Origin of the sequence: Rhizobium sp. LjRoot30, from assembly GCF_964253915.1 — a bacterium.
In the GTDB taxonomy this organism is placed as follows: Bacteria; Pseudomonadota; Alphaproteobacteria; order Rhizobiales; family Rhizobiaceae; genus Metarhizobium.
This window is the reverse complement of the sequence record NZ_CAXUSG020000012.1, coordinates 91,583-110,743: the sequence shown is the minus strand read 5'-3', so window position 1 is coordinate 110,743 and position 19,161 is coordinate 91,583. Positions and strand designations below refer to the sequence as shown.

Annotated in this window: 20 protein-coding genes; 9 read left to right on the top strand and 11 right to left on the bottom strand. The window is 62.2% G+C overall.

All coding sequences use genetic code 11. From position 1 onward, the window contains the following. Window positions 1-4 precede the first annotated feature (4 nt). The 9 genes from ACSQ3I_RS21660 to ACSQ3I_RS21620 form a co-directional block, all read right to left on the bottom strand. Entirely contained in the window at window positions 5-787 is a 783-nt protein-coding gene (locus ACSQ3I_RS21660; RefSeq protein ID WP_436002306.1) for an SURF1 family protein, read from the bottom strand. Then, a complete protein-coding gene (locus ACSQ3I_RS21655; protein ID WP_436002304.1) occupies window positions 756-1,139 on the bottom strand; it encodes a DUF983 domain-containing protein in 384 nt (127 codons plus the stop codon). Before ACSQ3I_RS21655 ends, ACSQ3I_RS21660 begins: the two co-directional genes overlap by 32 nt. Before the next feature lie 230 nt (window positions 1,140-1,369). Then, complete coding sequence (locus tag ACSQ3I_RS21650) at window positions 1,370-2,248, bottom strand: cytochrome c oxidase subunit 3 (protein ID WP_436002302.1); 879 nt, start codon at window positions 2,246-2,248, stop codon at window positions 1,370-1,372. A gap of 59 nt (window positions 2,249-2,307) precedes the next feature. After that, the gene (locus ACSQ3I_RS21645; protein ID WP_436002300.1) at window positions 2,308-2,919 is read right to left on the bottom strand and encodes a cytochrome c oxidase assembly protein; all 612 of its coding nucleotides are present in this window, start codon (window positions 2,917-2,919) and stop codon (window positions 2,308-2,310) included. A gap of 4 nt (window positions 2,920-2,923) precedes the next feature. Then, window positions 2,924-3,067: a hypothetical protein gene (locus tag ACSQ3I_RS21640; RefSeq protein ID WP_165823326.1), complete on the bottom strand. Its 144-nt coding sequence runs from the start codon at window positions 3,065-3,067 to the stop codon at window positions 2,924-2,926. Then, the gene (locus ACSQ3I_RS21635) at window positions 3,064-4,020 is read right to left on the bottom strand and encodes a heme o synthase (protein WP_436002298.1); all 957 of its coding nucleotides are present in this window, start codon (window positions 4,018-4,020) and stop codon (window positions 3,064-3,066) included. The genes ACSQ3I_RS21640 and ACSQ3I_RS21635 overlap by 4 nt, the downstream gene beginning before the upstream one ends. A gap of 83 nt (window positions 4,021-4,103) precedes the next feature. Then, complete coding sequence (gene ctaD / locus ACSQ3I_RS21630; protein ID WP_436002296.1) at window positions 4,104-5,804, bottom strand: cytochrome c oxidase subunit I; 1,701 nt, start codon at window positions 5,802-5,804, stop codon at window positions 4,104-4,106. A 16-nt stretch (window positions 5,805-5,820) separates the two neighbouring features. Further along, window positions 5,821-6,705: a cytochrome c oxidase subunit II gene (gene coxB, locus ACSQ3I_RS21625; RefSeq protein WP_436002295.1), complete on the bottom strand. Its 885-nt coding sequence runs from the start codon at window positions 6,703-6,705 to the stop codon at window positions 5,821-5,823. Between the two features lie 101 nt (window positions 6,706-6,806). Further along, window positions 6,807-7,031 (bottom strand): hypothetical protein, encoded by a 225-nt coding sequence (locus tag ACSQ3I_RS21620; RefSeq protein ID WP_436002293.1) that lies wholly within the window; start codon window positions 7,029-7,031, stop codon window positions 6,807-6,809. Here ACSQ3I_RS21620 and ACSQ3I_RS21615 point away from each other — a divergent pair. From ACSQ3I_RS21615 to ACSQ3I_RS21600, 4 genes are all read left to right on the top strand, one after another. After that, a complete protein-coding gene (locus tag ACSQ3I_RS21615) occupies window positions 7,030-7,587 on the top strand; it encodes an invasion associated locus B family protein (protein WP_436002291.1) in 558 nt (185 codons plus the stop codon). The two genes, ACSQ3I_RS21620 and ACSQ3I_RS21615, sit on opposite strands and share 2 nt — an antisense overlap. Window positions 7,588-7,704: 117 nt before the next feature. Further along, window positions 7,705-9,117: a metalloprotease TldD gene (gene tldD, locus ACSQ3I_RS21610; RefSeq protein WP_436002406.1), complete on the top strand. Its 1,413-nt coding sequence runs from the start codon at window positions 7,705-7,707 to the stop codon at window positions 9,115-9,117. A 65-nt stretch (window positions 9,118-9,182) separates the two neighbouring features. Beyond that, a complete protein-coding gene (locus ACSQ3I_RS21605) occupies window positions 9,183-9,947 on the top strand; it encodes a sulfite exporter TauE/SafE family protein (RefSeq protein WP_436002289.1) in 765 nt (254 codons plus the stop codon). Between the two features lie 81 nt (window positions 9,948-10,028). Next, entirely contained in the window at window positions 10,029-11,081 is a 1,053-nt protein-coding gene (locus ACSQ3I_RS21600; protein WP_436002288.1) for a polysaccharide deacetylase family protein, read from the top strand. Window positions 11,082-11,273: 192 nt separating this feature from the next. Here ACSQ3I_RS21600 and pdxH read toward each other — a convergent pair whose 3' ends face one another. Then, a complete protein-coding gene (pdxH, locus tag ACSQ3I_RS21595; protein WP_436002286.1) occupies window positions 11,274-11,894 on the bottom strand; it encodes a pyridoxamine 5'-phosphate oxidase in 621 nt (206 codons plus the stop codon). Between the two features lie 124 nt (window positions 11,895-12,018). Between pdxH and ACSQ3I_RS21590 the strand changes: the two genes are divergently transcribed. From ACSQ3I_RS21590 to ACSQ3I_RS21575, 4 genes are all read left to right on the top strand, one after another. Beyond that, a complete protein-coding gene (locus ACSQ3I_RS21590) occupies window positions 12,019-12,414 on the top strand; it encodes an RT0821/Lpp0805 family surface protein (protein WP_436002284.1) in 396 nt (131 codons plus the stop codon). A gap of 207 nt (window positions 12,415-12,621) precedes the next feature. Then, the gene (locus ACSQ3I_RS21585) at window positions 12,622-13,803 is read left to right on the top strand and encodes a DnaJ C-terminal domain-containing protein (RefSeq protein ID WP_436002282.1); all 1,182 of its coding nucleotides are present in this window, start codon (window positions 12,622-12,624) and stop codon (window positions 13,801-13,803) included. Between the two features lie 122 nt (window positions 13,804-13,925). After that, window positions 13,926-14,744, top strand: a complete 819-nt coding sequence (gene fabI / locus ACSQ3I_RS21580) for an enoyl-ACP reductase FabI (protein WP_436002280.1) — start codon at window positions 13,926-13,928, stop codon at window positions 14,742-14,744. A gap of 22 nt (window positions 14,745-14,766) precedes the next feature. Continuing rightward, on the top strand, window positions 14,767-15,357 hold the full coding sequence (locus tag ACSQ3I_RS21575; protein ID WP_436002278.1) for a histidine phosphatase family protein: 591 nt from the start codon (window positions 14,767-14,769) through the stop codon (window positions 15,355-15,357). 48 nt (window positions 15,358-15,405) lie between these two features. Here ACSQ3I_RS21575 and ACSQ3I_RS21570 read toward each other — a convergent pair whose 3' ends face one another. Further along, window positions 15,406-15,666 carry a DUF1344 domain-containing protein gene (locus ACSQ3I_RS21570; protein WP_109456916.1) on the bottom strand — a complete coding sequence of 87 codons (261 nt, stop codon included), beginning with the start codon at window positions 15,664-15,666 and terminating at the stop codon, window positions 15,406-15,408. A 343-nt stretch (window positions 15,667-16,009) separates the two neighbouring features. On the opposite strand from ACSQ3I_RS21570, the gene ACSQ3I_RS21565 reads away from it, so the two are divergent. Further along, window positions 16,010-19,123 carry a bifunctional diguanylate cyclase/phosphodiesterase gene (locus ACSQ3I_RS21565; RefSeq protein ID WP_436002276.1) on the top strand — a complete coding sequence of 1,038 codons (3,114 nt, stop codon included), beginning with the start codon at window positions 16,010-16,012 and terminating at the stop codon, window positions 19,121-19,123. The last annotated feature ends 38 nt before the right edge of the window (window positions 19,124-19,161 follow it).

Sequence of the window (19,161 nt, the reverse complement as noted above, 5' to 3'; positions counted from 1 at the left end):
CGCGTCAGTCCTTGCGGCGACGCAGCCACATCGTGCCCGCAACCGCCACCAGCGCCGCCGCCAGACCGTACCAGGTGAGCGCATATTGCAGGTGATTGTTGGGCAGTTCGAACTGGGTAACGCCGCCGATCGGCATGCCGGCGGGGTTGCGTGTCGCATCCGCATCCATGAAGAACGACACCACCTCGGCGCTGGAAAGCCCGGTGGTGGCGGCCATGGCGTCGAGATCCTTCCAGTAGAAGATGTTCTTCGCCGGATCGTTGTCCGGCACGATCGACGAGGGTTTTTCCGCAAGCTTGGCGCGGGCCAGGCCGTTGACGGTCACCTGGCCGGTCAACTGTCCCTGCATGCGCATTTCGGGTTCCTTATTCTCGTAAGGAACGAAGCCGCGGTTGACGAACAGGAAGCGACCATCGGCCATCAGAAGCGGCGTATAGACGTAAAAGCCCGTTTGGCCGCGATAGGTGGCGAAGAAGTGCCGTTCCTTGTTGTTGACGAACCGGCCGCTGACGGTCATGGCGCGGTAATCGACGTCCTCGCCACGCGCGGCCAGCGCCTCGATCTCGGCCAGCGATGCCGGTTTTGCGGCACGGCGCTCGGCGATATCGGCCAGCAACTGCTCCTTCCAGTGCAGCCGCCGCACCTGCCAGGTGCCGAGCGACAGCAGGATGGCGAGCGCCAGCAGGAACAGGATGCCGGTCGCGATCTTCTTGCGGCCGCTCCACGCGATGGCGGCGGGCCGCTCGGCTTGCGCTTCAGTCACGATCGAGCTTGCCTTCGGCGGCATTGTTGCGGAACTGCAGGGCAATCAGGACACCCTTGAGCGTGCGCAGCAGAAACAGCGACAGGACAATGGTCAGCGGTCCCCACAGCAGGATGTGCAGCCAGACCGGCGGCGCGAAATTCACCTCCGCCCACAAGGCCAGGCCGACCACCAGGAAGCCGATGATCAGGATGACAAAGACGGCCGGGCCATCGCCGGAATCGGCGAAGGAATAGTCCAGGCCGCAATTGACACAGCGGGGCTTTACCTTCACCAGACCGTCGAAGAGCTTGCCCTGGCCGCAACGCGGGCAGCAGGCGGCAAGCCCGGTCTTGAACGGGTCGACGGGCGGATAATGGGCGCTGTCCTGGTTCATGGTATAATCCTAGTCGGCTTCTGTCTTCGGCGGGCTGCCTCGCCGTTTCAATTAAGCATATCACGGCTTAAACGCCGCAAGGCCATTCCATAAGCCGGCACTTCGCCGCAGGCCAGTGCAAAGTGCCGGCGGGCTGGCTTCCATGCGGCCGACCAACGGCTTTTCATGCAAAAAGGCGGCTGCGTTTTCGCGCAACCGCCTTTCCAAATTGTTCATTCGCTCGGACCAGATCAGCCGTGCGCGATCGGCGCGCCCCAGCTGCCCCAGATGTAGATGCTGAAGAACAGGAACAGCCAGACGACGTCGACGAAGTGCCAGTACCAGGCGGCAGCTTCGAAGCCGAAATGCTGCTTCGGCGTGAAATCGCCCTTGATGGCCCGCAGCAGGCAGACGAGCAGGAAGATGGTGCCGACGATGACGTGGAAGCCGTGGAAGCCGGTCGCCATGAAGAAGGTCGCGCCGTAGATCGAGCTCTTGAAGGCGAACGGAGCGTGGGCGTATTCGTAGCCCTGCACGAAGGAGAACAACAGGCCGAGGACGACGGTAAGCGCCAGGCCGTTGATCAGGCCCTTGCGGTCGCCGTGCAGCAGCGCGTGGTGCGCCCAGGTGACGGTGGTGCCGGAGAGCAGCAGGATCACGGTGTTGTAGAGCGGCAGGTGCCACGGATCGAGCACTTCGACACCCTTCGGCGGCCAGTGACCACCGGTGAATTCGAAGCGGGACGCCTGGATCGCCTCATTGGAGAACAGGCTGGCGTCGAAGAAGGCCCAGAACCAGGCGGCGAAGAACATCACTTCGGAAGCGATGAACATGATCATGCCGTAGCGCAGGTGCAGCGAGACGACGCGGGTATGGGCGCCCTCATGGGCTTCCTTCACCGTATCCGCCCACCAGCCGTACATGGTGTAGAGCACCAGTGCGAGGCCGATGTAGAAGAGCCATGGGGAAGCCAGCTCAAGACCGAACAGGTGGAACGAACCACCGTTCAGGTAACGCATGTAGCCGACGCCCCCGAAGGTCAGGAAGAATGCACCGACAGAGGCCAGAAGCGGCCACGGGCTAGGGTCGATGATGTGGTAGTCGTGATTTTTCTGGTGTGCATCGGCCATGTCAGCGATCCCCGAATGTCTTTCTCCAAAATGTTACCGGAAAACCGATAACATACCTCTCACAATTTCTGTTCCGGACCCTTGTCCTCATCCGCGCGCAAAGCCACCGGCTTTTCGCTCTCATGCGGATAGAAGGTGTAGGACAGGGTCATCGTCCCGATACTCTTGGTCTCGGGCGTATTGACGATTTCCGGATCGACGTAGAACACCACCGGCATGGTCATCGTTTCGCCCGGCTTCAGCTCCGTTTCGGTGAAGCAGAAGCACTGGACCTTGTTGAAATAGGCACCTGCGACCATCGGCGTGACGTTGAAGATCGCCTGGCCCTTGGTCGGTTTGTTCGAAATGTTCGTCGCGGTGAATTCGACCTGCACCGTCTCGCCGATCTTCACCTCGATATTGCGCTGCACCGGCTTGAAATCCCACGGCAGGCCGCTCGCAACGTTGGCGTCGAAACCGACGGTGATCTTGCGATCCAGCACCACCTGCGACATCTGCTCGACGCGCTGGGTCGTGCCGTTGTAGCCGGTGACGCGGCAAAACATGTCATAGAGCGGCACGGCGGCAAAACTTGCGCCGACCATCGCGCCGACGAAGGTAAGACAGGCGGCAACGACGACGCCATTGTTGCGCGGGGTATTGCGGCTGGTCTGCGGCGATTGTTCGGTCATCGGTTCACCCCTGCATCCCGCCGCCGAACTTGATCAGCGTCACGACGTAAAAGAGAACGACAAGGCCGGCCAGCGCAAAACCGAGCGCGATGTTGCGGCCGCGGCGGGATTTCTGTTGCTTGTCGGTCAGCGTGATCTTGTCGATCATGCGGCACCTCCGATCAGCGAAAGCAGCGGCGCCACGAAGGCGTCAATCATCAGGGCGGAAAAGATGGCGAAGAGATAAAGGATCGAGAAGGCGAACATCTTCTTCGCCGGCACCATCTTCTGATCGCCATCCGGCATGCGCCAGACGGCGATGGAACAGTACAGGAAGACGACACCGAGCAGAGCAGCGAAGACGCCGTAACCGAGGCTCGACCAGCCGGCAAGGGCGGGAACCACGGCGATGACGGCGGTCAGCAGCGTGTAGATGAAAATCTGGACCTTTGTGGAGGCTTCGCCGGCGACATTCGGCATCATCGGTACGCCGACGGACCCGTAGTCACGCATCTTGAACAAAGCCAGCGCCCAGAAATGCGCCGGGGTCCACAGGAAGATGATGAGGAAAAGCACGATGCTTTCCATCGACACGCCGCCGGTGACGCAAGCCCAGCCGATCATCGGCGGGAAGGAGCCGGCAGCACCGCCGATGACGATGTTCTGCGGCGTCGAGCGCTTCAGCCACATGGTGTAGATGACGGCGTAGAAGAAGATCGTGAAGGCGAGCAGGCCCGCCGAGAACCAGTTGACCACCAGGCCGAGGATGGCAACCGAGAAGAAGGACAGCGTCAGGCCGAAGGCGAGCGCCTCGTTCGGCTGGATGCGGCCACCCGGGATCGGACGGTTGGCGGTGCGGCTCATCACGGCGTCGATATCGGCGTCGTACCACATATTGAGCGCGCCGGACGCGCCGGCACCGACGGCGATGCACAGGATGGCGATGAAGCCGAGGACCGGATGGATATGACCCGGCGCCAGCACCAGGCCGGCAAAGGCCGTGAAGACAACGAGCGACATCACCCGCGGCTTCAAGAGCTCGAAGAAATCCCGTGCGCCTGCTTCCGAAAGGCGTACGCCGCCATTCGTTCCCAGCGCTTCGTGATCGTCGATAACCGTCATTCAACCCGTCCTGTTTTTATTTGTATCGGCGCCGCGTCTTTTTTCGCGGCGCCTTTGTCTTCAAGCTTTGACCGGCGTGCGGCTTACTTGATGCGCGGCAGCTGTTCCCACTGGTGGAACGGCGGCGGCGAAGACAGCTGCCATTCCAGCGTGGTCGCACCTTCACCCCACGGATTGTCGCCGGCGATACGCTTCTTGGCGAAGGCTTCCCAGACGGCAAAGAGGAAGATCAGCACGCCGACGCCGGAGATGTAGGAGCCGATCGAGGAGACGTAGTTCCAGCCGGCGAAAGCATCCGGATAGTCGATGTAGCGGCGCGGCATGCCGGCGAGGCCGAGGAAGTGCTGCGGGAAGAACACCAGGTTCACGCCAACGAACATCACCCAGAAGTGCAGCTTGCCGAGGAACTCGGAGTACATGTAGCCGGTCATCTTCGGGAACCAGTAGTACCAGGCGGCGAAGATGGCGAACACGGCGCCGAGCGACAGAACGTAGTGGAAGTGGGCCACGACGTAGTAGGTGTCATGCAGCGAACGGTCGAGACCGGCGTTTGCAAGCTGGACGCCCGTAACACCACCGACGGTGAACAGGAAGATGAAGCCGATCGCCCAGACCATCGGGGTGCGGAAGGTGAGCGAACCGCCCCACATCGTCGCAACCCAGGAGAAGATCTTCACGCCGGTCGGAACCGCGATGACCATCGTGGCGAACACGAAGTAACGCTGCGTGTCGAGCGACATGCCGACCGTGTACATGTGGTGCGCCCAGACGATGAACCCGACGGCGCCGATGGCGACCATGGCGTAGGCCATGCCGAGGTAACCGAAGATCGGCTTGCGCGAGAAGGTCGAGACGATGTGGCTGACGATGCCGAAGCCGGGCAGGATCAGGATGTACACTTCCGGGTGACCGAAGAACCAGAACAGGTGCTGGAACAGGATCGGATCGCCGCCGCCTTCAGGATTGAAGAAGGCCGTGCCGAAGTTGCGGTCGGTGAGCAGCATGGTGATGCCGCCTGCCAGAACCGGCAGCGAGAGCAGAAGCAGGAAAGCGGTGATCAGAACGGCCCAGGCGAACAGCGGCATCTTGTGCAGCGTCATGCCCGGAGCGCGCATGTTCAGGATCGTGGTGATGAAGTTGATCGCACCGAGGATCGACGAGGCGCCCGAAACGTGCAGCGCGAAGATCGCAAGATCGACCGCCGGTCCCGGCATGCCCGATGTCGAGAATGGCGGATAAATCGTCCAGCCGCCGCCGACGCCGTATGCACCCGCAGGACCCTCCACGAACATGGAAAGCAGCAGAAGCAGGAAGGCCGGAACGATGAGCCAGAACGAGATGTTGTTCATGCGCGGGAACGCCATGTCGGGCGCGCCGATCATGATCGGAACCATCCAGTTGGCGAAGCCGCCGATCAGCGCCGGCATGACCATGAAGAAGATCATGATCAGGGCGTGAGCGGTGGTGAAGACGTTGAACATATGCTTGCCGCCGTCGATGGCAGCGTCACCTTCGAAGCCGTAGACCATGGCGGCCAGACCGTGGAAGATCTGGATGCCCGGCTCCTGCAGCTCGGCGCGCATGGCGACCGACAGCGCGCCGCCGATGATACCGGCGATGATCGCGAAGATCAGATAGAGCGTGCCGATGTCCTTGTGGTTCGTCGACAGGAACCAGCGTGCAAAGAAGCTTAGCGGCTTGTGCGCGTGGTCGTGATGATCGTCGTGACCATGAGAATGGTCGTGATGATCGTGCGAATGATCGTGAGCGGACGGTCCAGCCATTGTCCTCACCCCTACCTTACTGTGCGTCGTTTGCTGCAACGTCGACGGACTTCTTGCCATCGGTTGCCGCCATCAAAGTCTTGTTCGCGCCTGCCAGGTCCGTGCCTGCCGCCGCGATCCAGGCGTCATACTTCTCCTGGGAGACGACGCGGATGGCGATCGGCATGAAGGCATGATCCTTGCCGCACAGCTCGGAACACTGGCCGTAGAACAGGCCTTCACGCTCCGGCTTGAACCAGGTCTCGTTGAGGCGACCCGGTACGGCATCGATCTTGACGCCGAAGGACGGCATCGCGAAGGCGTGGATCACGTCGGTCGGCGCAGCCGTCACCAGAAGGCGGACGACCTTGTTGACCGGCAGGACCATTTCGTTGTCGACGGCGAGCAGGCGCGGATAGACCGACTTGTCTTCCTTGCCGAGGCCGGCGCGGTCGGCATCCTTGAGCAGGTAGGAATCGAATGCGACGGGCGTTTCCATCTCGTATTCGTAATTCCACTGCCACTGGGTCGCGGTCGCCTTCAGCGTCAGGTCCGGATTCTCAGGGATGGTGAGCTGCGCGGTAAGCAGGTTGAAGGAGGGGATTGCCAGGAAAAGCAGCAGAAGCACCGGACCGACGGTCCAGACGACTTCGATCGCCGTGTTGTGGCTTGTCTTCGACGGCACCGGGTTGGCGCCGGCGCGGAACTTGACGACCACGATGATCAACAAAAGCAGCACGAAGAGCGTGACCGGAACGATGAACCACAGCGTGTACTGCTCGAACCAGCGGATTTCATGCATGATCGACGTCGCTGCGGGCTGCAGCGTCATCTGCCAGTCCAGCGGCTGATCGGCAAAACTGCTGGAAGCAAACAGCAGACAGACCAGACAGGCCAGAACTGCATAAGCTTTATTTTTCACAACGTATCTCCCTCAAGCGCTTGATGTGGATCAAACCCAAACGCAGAATCCTAGCTATTCTTCCGCTTCAAACCACAGTTTGCCCCCCGCCGCAACATCTGTCAAAAAAACCCTGTGCGGCATTTTTGCCCAAATTCAATTTTGGCCCAGATAATACCGTTTTCCTGTGACGCGGCGTTAACTCCTTCCACAATTTCAGGATGATGGGTTATGGCCCGCAGTCCAATTTCCGCCGCACTGGGCTGGAATTGAAGCAGGCGGGGCTTTTCATTTGCCGGCCCGGGCTCCAAAAATGGCTCAGTGATTCGAATTCTAGAGGTATTCATGGGTTTTTATCCCCTTGCGCGGCCCGGCATGCTGGCCGCCGGCCTGATCGCCGCGATGGCGGCGCCTGCCTTCGCACAGCAGAAGGTAGAGCAGCAACAGGTCCAGAACCAGACGACGCAGACCCAGCCGGGCACGGTGAAATCCAACCACGGCGCCTGGTCGATCGTCTGCGACCAGCCCGCCGGCGCCAGCGCCGAACAATGCGCGCTGATGCAGAACGTCATCGCCGAGGACCGCCCGGAAGTCGGCCTGTCCGTCGTGGTGCTGAAGACCGCCGACCGCAAGTCGCGCATCCTGCGCGTGCTGGCGCCGCTCGGCGTGCTCCTGCCCAACGGTCTTGGCCTCAACATCGACGGCAAGGACATCGGTCGCGCCTATTTCGTGCGCTGCTTCTCGGACGGCTGTTATGCGGAAGTGGTGCTGGAGGAAGAACTGCTGAAGACGCTGCGCAGCGGCGCCCAGGCGACCTTCATCGTCTTCCAGTCGCCGGAAGAAGGCATCGGCATCCCGGTCGACCTCAAGGGTTTTGCCTCGGGCTACGACGCCCTGCCCTGACCGCGGCTCTTGTCCCGGCAACGCCCGACGCCTACATCGCTGGCAGCAGACATTATATATAGAACACGGAGGGCGGCGATGCCGCCCCGTGACGCAGCGCCGATGGAGCCTGACACCATGACCACCGATCTCCTCACTCTTTTCGATGCCGACGAAACGACCGTGCGCACCCTCGTCGCCGAAGCGCTGAAGGGCGCCGACGATGGCGAGTTGTTCATCGAGCACGCCCAGTCGGAGGCGCTGACCTTCGACAACGGCAAGCTCAAGGGCGGCAGCTTCAACACGGAACAAGGTTTTGGCCTTCGCGCGGTGGCGGGCGAAGCGGTGGGTTACGCCCATGCCGGCGATCTTTCCGTCGCGGCGCTGAAACGGGCCTCCGATGCCGTGGGCGCCGTGACGCGCGGTTACTCCGGCTCCTATTCGGAAGCGCCGCAGCGCACCAACCACAAGCTTTACGGCGAGGAAAACCCGATCGGCGCGCCAACCTTCGAAGAGAAGGTGGCGCTGCTGCAGGAGATCGACGCTTATCTGCGCGCCGACGGCAAGGTACGGCAGGTGACGGCATCGGTGGCGGCGAGCTGGCAGACAGTCGACATTCTGCGCGCCGACGGCCACCGGGTGCGCGACATAAGGCCGATGACGCGGCTGAACATCGGCGTGGTGGTGGGTGACGGCGACCGGCAGGAGACCGGCTCCTTCGGCACCGGCGGCCGCTTCGGCTTCAACGACTTCCTGACCGCCGAAAGCTGGCGCAAGGGCGCCGACGAGGCGCTGCGCCAGGCGCTGGTCAATCTCGACGCCATCGAGGCGCCGGCCGGCACCATGGACGTGGTGCTCGGCAACGGCTGGCCGGGCGTGATGCTGCACGAGGCGGTCGGCCACGGGCTGGAGGGCGATTTCAACCGCAAGAAGACCTCCGCCTTCGCCGGCCTGCTGGGCGAAATGGTCGCCTCCCCCGGCGTCACCGTCGTCGACGACGGCACGATCGAGAGCCGCCGCGGCTCGATTTCCGTCGATGACGAGGGCACGCCCTCCGGCTACAACGTGCTGATCGATAACGGCCGGCTGGTCGGCTACATGCAGGATCGACAGAATGCCCGGCTGATGGGCATGAAACCGACCGGCAACGGTCGCCGCCAGGGGTACGCCCATGTGCCGATGCCGCGCATGACCAACACCTACATGCTGTCCGGCGACAAGACGCCGGAAGAGATCATCGCCTCCGTCAAGAACGGCATCTATGCCGTCTCCTTCGGCGGCGGCCAGGTGGACATCACGTCCGGCAAATTCGTCTTCGGCTGCACCGAGGCCTACATGATCGAGAACGGCAAGATCGGCGCACCGATCAAGGGCGCCATGCTGATCGGCAACGGCCCGGATTCGATGAAGCGCGTCTCGATGATCGGCAACGACAGCAAGCTCGATACCGGCATCGGCAATTGCGGCAAAGCCGGCCAGTGGGTGCCGGTCGGCGTCGGCCAGCCGCATATCCGCATGGACCAGGTCACCGTCGGCGGCACGCGGACCTGAGCGTCCGCCGCTTGACGAACCACCACCGGCAGATGCAAGCAGGGCCTTTCTGAAACGGAAACGCCATGCTGCAGACCATGTTTGCCGGGACCACCTTCGCTCAACTCGCCTTCCTGGGCATAGCGGCTTTCGTCGCCGGCCTGGCGCGCGGCTTTTCCGGCTTCGGAGCGGCCTTGATCTTCATGCCGCTCGCCAGCGCCATCGCCGGCCCCAGGATAGCCGCGCCACTGCTGCTCGTCATCGACGGTTTTGGCGCGCTCGGCATGATCCCGAACGCCTGGCGGCAGGCTCACAAGCGCGACGTGGTGGTGATGGCGGCCGGCGCGGTGATCGGCGTGCCGCTGGGAGCCGCCTTTCTCGCCTATGCCGATCCGCTGCTCGTCCGCTGGCTGATCATCGTGCTTGTCATCCTGCTGCTCATGCTGCTGATGTCCGGCTGGCGTTATCACGGCAAACCCTCCGATGCGATAACGGCGGTCGTCGGACTGGTTGCCGGCCTCTTCAGCGGCACGGCGCAGGCAGGCGGCCCGCCCATCGTCGCCTACTGGCTCGGCGGCGCCATTCCCTTCCATATCGTGCGGGCAAACATCGTTCTCTATTTTGCCGTCTCGACGGTTTTCAGCGTCGTCAGTTATGCGGTCGGAGGCTTGTTCGTCACTGCCGTCGTCGCGCCGGCGCTGGCGACGGGACCGCTTTACCTGCTTGGCCTCAATCTCGGGTCACGTCTGTTCGGCCGCGCCGACGAGCGGCTGTTCCGGCGCGTCTGCTATGGGCTGATCGCCATGGCGGCAATCCTCGGCCTGCCGCTGCTCGATCCGCTGCTGCGATAATCCGCTGCCTGTCCGGCCCGGCGATTCAGCCGGGCTTAACTCTCTTGCCGATAGTCTTGCGAAAAATCGGGACGAAGGATCATGGGACTGAAGCAGAGGCTGCGCGCCGGGCTGAAACGGGCCGCCATCACCGGCGGCCTCGAGGCGTCATGGCTGCTCGCCCGTGCCGGCGTGATGCAGGCGGCGCGCGGGCGCGGCGTGATCTTCACCCTGCATCATGTGCGCCCGAAGCAACCCCGCAGTTTCGATCCCAACGCCCATCTGGAAATCACTCCGGAATTTCTCGATCGGGCGATCCGGCAATTGCAGGCGGATGGCTACGAATTCGTCGCGCTCGACGCCGTGCCGGCGCGGCTGGCGGAGCGATCGGTGCGGCCCTTCGCCGCCTTCACCCTCGACGACGGCTATCGCAACAATGCCGCCCATGCCCTGCCGGTGTTTGCCGCCCACGGCGTGCCGTTCACGGTGTTCGTCAGCGGCGGTTATGTCGACCGGACGCATACGATGTGGTGGGAGACGGCCGCCGACCTGCTCGCCGCCCGGACATCCCTCTCCTTCGACTTCGGCCAAGGCGAGGAACGGCTCGACCTTGCAAGCAACGCCGCCAGGCAGGCCGCGTTTGCCAGGATCGCACGCTTCATCCTCCGTCCCGGTGAGGCCGACGCCATTGCGCGACTGAACCGGATTGCTGCCGAACACGGCATCGATGCGCAGGCCATTCCCGACCGATCGACGATGACTGAAGGGGAGCTGAAGTCACTGGCCGCCCATCCGCTCGCCTCGCTCGGGGCGCACACGATCAGCCACCGGGCGCTGGCCTTGCTTGACGAGGGCGAGGCACGGCGGGAAATGGCGGCTTCTGCAGATCGGCTGCAGACGATCACCGGCAAGATGCCGACGACGTTTGCATATCCCTACGGCGATCCGCCGGCGGCTTCGGCCCGGGAGTTTCGACTGGCGGAAGCGCTCGGCTTCAAGGTCGCGGTAACCACCAATCCCGGGACGATTTCAGAGACGTCGCTCGCCGGCCTGACGGCGCTGCCGAGAGTGTCCCTCAACGGCCATTTCCAGAAACGCCGTTATGTCGCGGCACTGGCTTCGGGGATTCCGTTCAGGTTGATGGGGCGGAGTTAGCCTTCCCGGGCTGCCCCTCAACTTGCTTGGCGGGCTGCCCCTCACCCTAACCCTCTCCCCGCAGGCGGGGAGAGGAGACTTGCCCCACGCAGCGTTGAGATCGGAGAAACCGGTGCGGCATACCCCCTTCTCCCCGCCTGCGGGGAGAAGGTCCCGGCAGGGGGATGAGGGGCCGCCCGAACGGTCCCGGTGTTAGGGATACATCCTCACCTTCGACCACGACCCATCCGGCGTCTCGCGGCGGAATTCGATGCGGTCGTGAAGACGGAACTGGCGGTCGTGCCAGAACTCGATGGACAGCGGACGGATGCGGAAACCGGACCAGTGGACCGGGCGGGGAATGTCGCCGATGGCATATCGCAGCGTATACTCGGCCACCGCCTTCTCCAGCGCGAAGCGGCTTTCCAGCGGCCGTGACTGTTTCGACGCCCACGCACCGATGCGGCTGCCGCGCGGCCGGGTCTGGTAATAGGCGTCCGCCTCCTCGTCGGTGACGATTTCCACAGGCCCACGCAAGCGAACCTGCCTACGCAATGATTTCCAGTGGAAACACATCGCCGCCTTTTTCTGCCCGAGGATCTCCTGACCCTTCTGGCTTTCGAAATTCGTATAGAAAACAAAGCCGTCCGTGTCGAAACCCTTGAGCAGCACCATGCGCACATTGGGCAGGCCGTCCGCATCGACGGTTGCCAGCGCCACGGCGTTGGGGTCGTTGATTTCGGAGGCCTGCGCCTCGTTCAGCCATGCCTCGAAGAGGGAAAAGGGTTCGCTTACCTCGGTGAAGTCACCGGTTGTTAACGCCTGGTCTGCCATGATAGCTAAAATGCCTCGGACTTTCTTAACCAATGCCCAGGGATTCGCATCCCCGGGTCATCTCAAGGTGACAGACATAGCAAAGTCGAACATCCACACAAAGGGTTTGTGCGCGAGGTTTGGTGTGGCGGCTGTCCTGGCAGCTGCGGCTCTCGGCCTGTCGGGCTGTGTCGGCAACGGCATGGACCTGTTCGGCTCGAAGGTCGACCAGTCGATTTCGACAAGCACCATTGCCGACGGCAAGAACAAGGACGTCATTTCCGACGAAGTGACGGTGCGCAACGCCGTGACTTCGGCCGACATGTCCAAGCTCGAAGGCAAGCCGCTGGCCTGGGCGAATGCCTCGACCGGCAGCGCCGGCGTCATCAGCGCCATCAGCGAGCAGACCCAGGACGGCACCGTGTGCCGCGCCTTCGAGACCAGCCGTCATTCTTATGTCGGCGTCGCCAATTTCCAGGGCAAGGCCTGCCTTGCGGGCGACGGCAACTGGCAGCTGCTCAGCTTCCAGGAAAACAAATAGCCCCTCCCCTGCTGATTCGTGCCGGCATCGCGCGAAATCTTACGATAGCGTAACCTCCGATTAGTAAGTTCCCGCCATACTCTTCCGGTATGTGCGCCCCCGGTGGTATTTTGCTCGCCGGGATCGGATTGCACTCGTTGTATTGCGTTTCGGCCCGCCCCAAATGAAGAGGTGCGGCGTCGTATAGAGTTGTTAACCGGTGGTGATATGCGCGATCCCTATTCTGTGCTCGGCGTAAAACGGGATGCTGGTGCCGACGAGATCAAGTCTGCCTGGCGAAACATCGCAAAGACGGTCCATCCCGATCATAATCGTGAAGACCCGAATGCGACCAAGAAGTTTGCCGAAGTCGGGCAAGCCTACGATATCCTCAAGGACCCGAAGAAACGCGGCCGCTATGACGAACGCGTCAAGGCTGCAGAGGCCAAGCAGCAGGCGCAAACGATCCAGCAGCAACGGCAGGCAGCCCGCGAGGCCGCCGAAAAGGCGCGCGTGGCCAAGGCCAACGCCGAAAAGGTGATGGAAGAACTCGCTCGCGCCGAAGCCGCCAAAGCCAAGGCGCAGAAGCCTGCGGCCGGCGCAACGTCAGCCCCCTCGGGCAATGCCGGTGCATCTGCGGGAGCAACTGGCCCGGCAGCCGGCGGCGCGGAAACACCGGAGGACGTCATCTCGCGGATTTTCGGCGCCCAGGCAGCCGCCGCCCATGCGGCGACGCATACCGCCGCCGCAAGCGTTCTGGGCGAGGGAAACCATGCCGCCGAGGCTTCGGCACGGGATACCGAAGAGGCCTCGAAGGGCATTGCCACATCGCTGCCGGCGCAGGCCATCAATCTCGTCAGTTCGCTGGTGCGCCGTATCCGCGGCATCCAACCCGTTCCGGAAAAAGCGCCGGACCTGGCCGCAACGGCCCCGGTCACCATCACCGATCTTCTCAAGGAAAACTGGATCACCGTGCCGCTGCCGGAAGGCCGCGAAGCCCGCTTCCGGCTGGAGCCGGGCGCCGGCGACGGCCAGGTTATCCGGCTTGCCGGCCAGGGCCTGAAACTGCAGGGCATGCAGCGCGGCGATGCCGTGATCACCCTCAAGGTCGACCAGAGCGGACATTTCCGGGTCGATGGCGCCGATATTCACACGATCCTGCCCGTCAACCTGCAGAACGCCGTGCTCGGCTGCACCGCCGTGGCGGATTCGCCGGCCGGTCCCGTCGAGGTGACGGTGCCCGCCTGGTCCGGTTCCGACCAGGTGATCCGCATTGCGGACGGCGGGCTGCCCAAGGCCGAAGGCGGCCGTGGCGACCTGGTTGTGGAAATCCGGCTGATGCTTTGGGAAAAACCCGACGAAAAGGTCACGGATCTCATGAGAAGCATGCGAGAAGGCCTGTTTTTGTGAATATTTCGTGACGTTTGCACCCTTTGTTACGCTCCCTAACAGTTGATGATAGGCCCTGTGCTTGAACCGGGGTGCCGCCTATGTCATAGGCAACATCCATCTGATCTGCGAGGGAGCAAAGCATGGCTGAAGCATCGGGCCTCATGAAGGGCAAGCGCGGCGTCATCATGGGCGTCGCGAACAACCGGTCGATCGCCTGGGGCATTGCCAAGGCCATTCACGCCCAGGGCGGCGAAATCGCCTTCACCTACCAGGGCGAAGCCCTGAAGAAACGCGTCGAGCCGCTGGCTGCCGAACTCGGCGGCGTGCTGGCCGGCCATTGCGACGTCGGCGACGAATCGACCATCGATGCCGTTTTCGCCGAACTGGAGCAGCGCTGGGGCACGATCGATTTCGTCGTGCACGCCATCGGCTTCTCCGACAAGGACGAACTGACCGGCCGTTACGTCGATACCTCGGCGGAAAATTTTGCCAAGACGATGCAGATCTCGGTCTACTCGTTTACCTCGGTGGCGCGCCGCGCCGAAAAGCTGATGCCGAACGGCGGCTCGATGCTGACGCTGACCTATTACGGCGCCGAGAAGGTGATGCCGAACTACAACGTCATGGGCGTTGCCAAGGCGGCCCTCGAGGCAAGCGTGAAATATCTCGCCGTCGACCTCGGCCCGAAGAACATCCGCGTCAACGCCATTTCCGCCGGCCCGATCAAGACTTTGGCCGCCTCCGGCATCGGCGACTTCCGCTACATCCTCAAGTGGAACGAATACAACGCGCCGCTGCGCCGTACCGTGACGATCGAGGAAGTCGGCGATGTCGGCCTCTACATGCTCTCCGACCTGTCGCGTTCGGTCACCGGTGAAGTGCATCACGCCGACAGCGGTTATCATGTCGTCGGCATGAAGGCCGTTGACGCGCCGGATATCTCCGTCATCAAGGACTGATACCGGCAACGGAAGGCTTCCCGTGCTCATCTATGTGATCCGCCACGGACAGACGGACTGGAACGCCGAAGCGCGGCTTCAGGGCCAGAAGAACATTCCGCTCAACGATGTCGGTCGTGGGCAGGCGTCTCGCAACGGCGAGATGCTGGCCGGCATTCTGGGAAATGAAGCAGCGGGCTACGATTATGTCGTCAGCCCGCTTTCGCGTGCCCGCGAGACGATGGAGCGCGTCCGCGACGCCATGGACCTTCCCCGTGAAGACTACCGCATCGACGACCGGCTGATGGAAATATCCTTCGGCGCCTGGGAAGGCTCGACGCTGAAAGAACTCAAGGCCCACACGCCCGAACGCGTCGCCGCCCGCAAGGCGGCAAAATGGGATTTCATCCCGCCGGGCGAAGATGCCGAAAGTTACGAGATCCTGTCCTGGCGTGTCGGCTCATGGCTGTTGTCGGTGGACCGCCCGACGATCTGCGTCAGCCATGGCGGCGTCATTCGCAGCCTGTTCCGGCTGGTCGGCGACACGCCGAAGGAAGAAGCAGCCGAAATCGCCATCCCGCAGGATCGTATCCTGAGGGTGGAGCGGGACCGCCGCATCATCGAGTGGATCTAACCCCTGCCCGGCTCACCTGCCGGGCAACCGCGTAGCCTGCTGGTCGGCTTACTGAACGACTTCGAGATCGTTGATCACCCGCCGGCCGTCGACTTCCGTATAGAAAACGATCACTTTCACGCCCGCTGCCAGCCCTTCGAAATTGAACTCCTCAGGCGCCTGGTAGATCTTGCCGTCGTCGAGCGTCAGGCTGAGATTGCCCATGTCGACCTTCTTGATCGTCGCCTCGACATCGGCGCTTTCCGCAAAACCCTTCAAGGGGGAAAGGAAACTGGCGGTTGCCAGGAGAGCCGCGATCATCAGACGCATTTTGCGGGACCTGCTATGAAACATGGAAAGGATTTTCTGAAACAAGATAAGCCCCTCGAATGTGGCAAAATTTGCCCTGAAACGTGACAATTACGGCCCAATTGATGAACGGAAAATTTGCCGTTATCAAGGGGGCGGGGCTTGCAAAGTATTCGGCCGGATTCGGTGGCGTTATCCGGCAGTTAACGTAAACAACCGCACGGCGGTGCCCGCTCCATGAAGGCCAATCCTAAATTAACGTTCTGCGCTTTAACTTCATGTTCTAATATGAAAAGGATCGGGCCATTTGACGTTTTGGAAGTTGCCTTTCCGCGGGAAAGACGGCCGTCTTGCGGACACCCGCATGTCGGTCGTTGCTGCGATTCTCGTCGCCGCGATGGTCATGACGTTGGGATTTGTCCTTGATCAGCAGAACCAAGCCTTTTATCTCCGCGAGATGCATATCCGCACGGACAATGATGCGGCCCTGATCCACGCCCGGATGATGGGGCAGATCAACACCGATTTCGCGCTTGTCCGCAATCTTTCCAATACGATCAGCGCCGCCGGGGAGATTCGCCCGGAACTGGACACGCAGATCGAACGGCTGCTGCTGCAGAACCCGCATCTTTCCAGCATCGCCTTCGCGCCGGGCTTTATCGTGGAGAAGGTGTTCCCCGCCGGTGAAGGCCGTTCGCGCATCGGCCAGGACGTTCGCGGCGCACAATTGCTGCGACCGTCCGACGCCCGCAATTCCGACCGCTTCGCCGCAAAGTTCTACGGACCGGTGTCGACGGCCAGCGGCGCAGGCGGGTTCGTCATCCTCTATCCGGTCGTCAGCAGCGAGCAGGGGAGCCACAAGCTGTGGGGCGCGATCGAAGCCGTCATCGACGAGAACAAATTCTACGAGGCGACGGGATTGAGCCCTGTTCGCAACAGCGAAAACCAGGAACGCTACCCGCATCTCGACAGGCTGTCGCTTGCCGTCCGCGACCTTTCCTTGCCGGCCGCCAACAATACGCCGTTCTTCGGCGATGCCGCCGTGCTGGACAAGGAACCCGTGCGCCGTAAGATCGGATTTCCCGGCGGCACCTGGGAACTGGCTGCCGTGCCGTCCGTCGGCTGGGATGCGCCGCCGCCGAACCAGACCTTCCTGCGGGTCGCCATATTTCTTGCCGGCGGCATCATCATCTTCCCCGTCTTCATGTCGAGCCTGCTGATTTTCGAACGCAGCCAGAATGTTAAGACATTGGAGCGGCGCGAGACGCAGCTCAGCGAATTGTCGCAACGCCTCGACCTGGCGTTGGAAACGTCGCAGATCGGTATCTGGGAAATGGGCAGCGACGGTGCCCAGCTTTTCTGGGACGATCGCGCCGCGCAGTTGCACGGCCATCTGCCCTCAGACCACGGTTACAAGCTGGCGGACTGGATCGCCGTGGTCCATCCCGACGACCGGCCCGCCGCCGAAGCGCATTTTTTCAACTGCTCTATCGTCGGCAACACCGCCAGCGTCCAGTACCGCGTCATCTTCGACAACGGTTTCGAACGCTACCTCCGCTCGGTCGGATCCCACTACAGGGGCGCCAGCGGCACGCAGACGATCGGCATCGTCTGGGATGTCACCGGCGATGTGCTGATGAACGACGACCTGCGGCACGCCAAGGAAACCAGCGACCTCAAGAATGCCGAGCTGGAATTGGCGCTGATGGAGCTTTCCAGCCGCGAACAGCTTCTGGAGGAGCTGTCACGCAAGCTCAGCCTGGCGCTCGATTCCTATCGCTGCGGCATCTGGGAAGTCGACCTGGCGACGGATACGGAGATCTGGGACGACCGCATGCATCAGCTCTACGGCTTGCCCTATAGCACCGAACCGATGACCTCCGAACGCTGGCATTCGCTCATCCATCCCGAAGACCGGGCCGCGGCAAAGGCCAGCGAGACCGAATTCACCAATCACGACATGTCGGAACCGCTGGTGGTCCGCGCCATTCATCCGGACGGTTCGCTGCACTACATCCGCTCCATCGGCAAGCTGCACACCGGCAAGGACGGCAGCCGCCGAATCATCGGCATCGCCTTCGACATCACCACCGATGCGCTGCTGACGGAGGAACTGAAATCCGCCAAGGCGGAGGCGGACATGCGCAACATCGAGCTGCAGTTCGCCAAGAGCTGCATCGAGCACAATTCCCTGCACGATCCGCTGACCATGCTCGGCAACCGCCGCAAGCTCGACGTCGAACTTGATATGCTGTCGCGCCTCAGCGCCGAGCAACCGCAAAAACTCTCGCTGCTGCATATCGATCTCGACCGTTTCAAGCAGATCAACGATACGCTGGGCCATGCCGCCGGCGATGCGATGCTGGCCCATGCGGCAAAGATCCTGGAAGCCAACATTCGCCAGAACGACCTCGTGGCACGAATCGGCGGCGACGAGTTCGTCATCGTCGTCCGCGACAGCTGCGACCCCGAAAAGATGGCGGCCCTGGCCGGGCGCATCCTCGAGGAGATGCGCCAACCAGTGACCTTCGACGGCGTTTCGTGCCGTTGCGGCGTCTCCATCGGCATCGCCCACGGGGATGGCATGAACATCGACACACGGCAATTGCTGGTCAATGCCGACATCGCGCTCTATCGCGCCAAGGCGACGGGCCGCAACTGCTACGAGTTCTTCACACAGAACCTGCAGGCCGAAATCATCACCACCAAGCGCATCGCCGACGAAATTCTCGCCGGGCTGGAAAACGACGAGTTCACCGCCTGGTACCAGCCGCAATTCTGCGCCAAGACGATGGAACTGACCGGGGTCGAGGCACTGGTGCGCTGGAACCATCCGACCAAGGGCGTGCTGACGCCGGATCGTTTCCTCAAAATCGCCGACGAACTGAATGTCGTGCCGATGCTCGACCGCATCGTGCTGGAAAAGGCCTTGCAGGACAAGATGCGATGGGCATCCCGCGGCATCGTCGTGCCAAAGGTGTCCGTCAACGTTTCCTCGCGCCGGCTGAACGATGAAGCCCTGTTCGAAACGCTGACGGCGCTGGCCATCGTCCCCGGCGAAATCTCCTTCGAACTGATCGAGTCGATCTTCCTCGACGAAAGCGACACCATCGTCTCGCACAATCTCGAACGGATCAAATCGCTTGGCATCGACATCGAGATCGACGATTTCGGCACCGGTCACACCTCGATCGTCAGCCTGCTCAAGCTGCGGCCGAAACGGCTGAAGATCGACCGGCAGCTGGTGCAGCCGATCCTGGAATCGCAGCAGGAGCGGGCTTTGGTACGCTCGATCATCGAGATCGCCCACTCGCTGGGCGTCGATACGGTTGCCGAAGGCGTGGAAAGCTTCGAGCATGCGACCATGTTGCGCCAGCTCGGCTGCGACCTGCTGCAGGGGTATGCCTTCTCCAAACCGCGGTCCTTCGAGGATTTCTGCACGATGGTCCAAGCCGCCGAGTGGCGCAAGGTCTCCTAAAGCGCGCCGCGATCTTTCAGATTCGCTCCTTGCGCTTT